4 protein-coding genes are annotated in these 2,259 nt (G+C 51.0%); all 4 read left to right on the top strand.

The features are described 5' to 3' along the window. The coding region (locus ALO64_RS07915) for a hypothetical protein (RefSeq protein ID WP_217996271.1) at nucleotides 1-384 on the top strand (384 nt) is incomplete at its 5' end. A gap of 101 nt (nucleotides 385-485) precedes the next feature. Next, a complete protein-coding gene (locus tag ALO64_RS07910; protein ID WP_044345561.1) occupies nucleotides 486-698 on the top strand; it encodes a hypothetical protein in 213 nt (70 codons plus the stop codon). 754 nt (nucleotides 699-1,452) lie between these two features. After that, nucleotides 1,453-1,683 carry a carbon storage regulator gene (locus tag ALO64_RS07905; protein ID WP_044345562.1) on the top strand — a complete coding sequence of 77 codons (231 nt, stop codon included), beginning with the start codon at nucleotides 1,453-1,455 and terminating at the stop codon, nucleotides 1,681-1,683. 22 nt (nucleotides 1,684-1,705) lie between these two features. After that, nucleotides 1,706-2,119 carry a TraR/DksA family transcriptional regulator gene (locus tag ALO64_RS07900; RefSeq protein ID WP_044345564.1) on the top strand — a complete coding sequence of 138 codons (414 nt, stop codon included), beginning with the start codon at nucleotides 1,706-1,708 and terminating at the stop codon, nucleotides 2,117-2,119. The last annotated feature ends 140 nt before the right edge of the window (nucleotides 2,120-2,259 follow it).

Below are 2,259 nucleotides of genomic sequence, written 5' to 3'. Positions count from 1 at the left end.
GAAACCCGGGGCGGTTCAAGCTCCACGAACATCGGGACCTCAATGAAGGTGAGAACCATGGAATTCAAGCTTACTTATCGAACACTTCGCTGGTCAGCAAACACCTCACTCCGAGTCAAAAAGATCGACACTGGATGGCACATTTCACACCAGGCGATTAATGGTGACGCCGACTGCGAAGGCGCACCCTTTCTGGAAATGAATCTGAATCAAGATAACGTTAAATTCCCCGAAGGAGTGGGTACGTTTCTTGGCTTCGTGTGGCGTCAACTAGACATTGGCGATATCGACGAGGAGCGGGCCCAGCAGATGATTCAGGAAATCGGCGACTGGATAACTGCCTGTGAGACATCGCAACCGGTGTGGAAGGTTTGGAACAGCTAAGCGCCGCCGATTCCATCATGCCGCGATATTGCACGCGGTTGCTGACTGGTACGCCCGTTTGTGCCCCCGAGCACAAAGCCAACTGACCACGGAAAATGCTGATGACAGATCACTACAACGGCGGCGGTGGTGAAACCGTTATGAGTCATGATTCGCAGATGCTGGAAACCGTGCCGTGGCAAGAAGGCTATTATGCCGGTATTGTTTTTGGGTATGACTCGCGAGATGAAGAGCATCCTTATGAAGGGCAGGAGGCTGCCGCCTGGGAAAAAGGACGAGTTCAGGGACTAGCTGACATCTACAAGATGGAGTAAGGGCTACCGGGCCCAGGGGCTTGGTGGCTGCTGCTAACCAGGGTGACAAGTCCCCCTGTCCACCACCAGCTCCACGAACAACAGAAAAACTGGGCTGATTATGCCAATGGCACGGGAGTGTAAAATTAATGAGCGCAAAGCAGAGACTTACCGAAGAATTCATAACCTCCACGGTCCCGCTTAATGTGACAGGCAATGGATATGGTCATCCTTTGTTGGTACGGATCGATCTCAACCTGCAGTCCGATGATTCTGTACTGCTAACCTCACGGGGAGGGCACACCGGAACACCAATTAATAAAGCAAAATGCGTCAGTGTTCCATGTTCAGAATGGGACAGATTTCAATCTGAACACACTGGCGACCAGGCATTGGCAAGGTGGGCTTTTGCCAAAACAGGTTGGGTCCTTCGTGATGATGAGTAAAGCAGTGAATAGAGGAAATTCACAATCGCTGCCAATCACTGATGGGAGTTAGAATAGTGATTGGATCGTTAATGAGTGTTGGACCTGTAATAGGGATTGTTCTCGGCGTAGCCGTTGCGGTCCTCGTGGTGCTATCACTCGAAGATCAACGTAGAAAAATACACCTTGAGGTTGCCGAGCGCCTGATATCTGAAGGTGTACCCGAGACGGATGCAATGAAAAGATCAGGAGTAAGTCATTGGGATCAATCGTTTATGTCAAGGTTTAGCCAGAAATGGCCACCGCTGCCTACCGAACAGGATGAACGCTGATATAGATAGGAAAATCGTATGCTCCTTCTGACTCGCCGCGAAGATGAAAATATTATGATTGGCGATGGAATTCAGATCCAAGTTCTAAGCGTTTCAGAGGACACTGGGGATGTATGTATCCAGATTGAAGCCCCAGACGCCGTCGAAGCCCAGAGCAGTAACGTTGAGAACGAAGTGACCGATGGCAAGCCTGGTCCTGTTATTACTCATAAGCGCCGGTGGCGCTCGTTGGTCACTCGGTTTGAATGATCAACCATACCAGGAGCACAAGATGGCATTGATGAGCGTTGAGCAACTGCTGGATCAACCTGATGACGAGTACATGAGTATAGACCAGCTGGCCTTTTTCAAAGATCGATTGGAGGTCAAAGCCGCAGGGCTTCGTAATCGCTTGCTCCGCTCTCAGGCCAGTTGCGAGATCGAGCGTCACTCGGATGAAGCAGATTTCGCTTCCGACGAGGAAAACAGAGCGGTGGCTGCAACCATGATAGAAAGGGACAGACAGACGTTGAGCGATGTGCACAAGGCCCTGGAAATTCTCGCTCTGGGCGACTACGGTTTTTGCCAGGAGACTGGCGAGGCCATAGGCATAAAGCGCCTGCTACTGGTCCCCGAGTCATTGTATTCGGTCGAATCGATGCGAGCGCTTGAGGCCAAGGGGATGCACCTGCGCCAAGTGGACTAGCTATAACGACTTGCAATCGAAACGGCCTTGACCTGCAATCATTGCGTTTTTCGACCGGGATTGATTGCAGGTCGAGGCCATTTCGATTGTAGGTCGTTACAAGTACTGGTGCGGATTGATGCCAAACAGTTGTTTTCCGG

It is taken from the genome of Pseudomonas meliae, assembly GCF_001400515.1.
Classification (GTDB): Bacteria; Pseudomonadota; Gammaproteobacteria; order Pseudomonadales; family Pseudomonadaceae; genus Aquipseudomonas; species Aquipseudomonas amygdali.
Note: the sequence above shows the minus strand (reverse complement) of the source record. Positions and strands in the feature narration are given on the sequence as shown.

What these genes read in the sequence shown, in the direction of transcription:
- ALO64_RS07910 (WP_044345561.1), top strand. Translation starts at nt 486, where the DNA reads ATGACAGATCACTACAACGGCGGCGGTGGTGAAACCGTTATGAGTCAT.
- ALO64_RS07905 (WP_044345562.1), top strand. Translation starts at nt 1,453, where the DNA reads ATGCTCCTTCTGACTCGCCGCGAAGATGAAAATATTATGATTGGCGAT.
- ALO64_RS07900 (WP_044345564.1), top strand. Translation starts at nt 1,706, where the DNA reads ATGGCATTGATGAGCGTTGAGCAACTGCTGGATCAACCTGATGACGAG.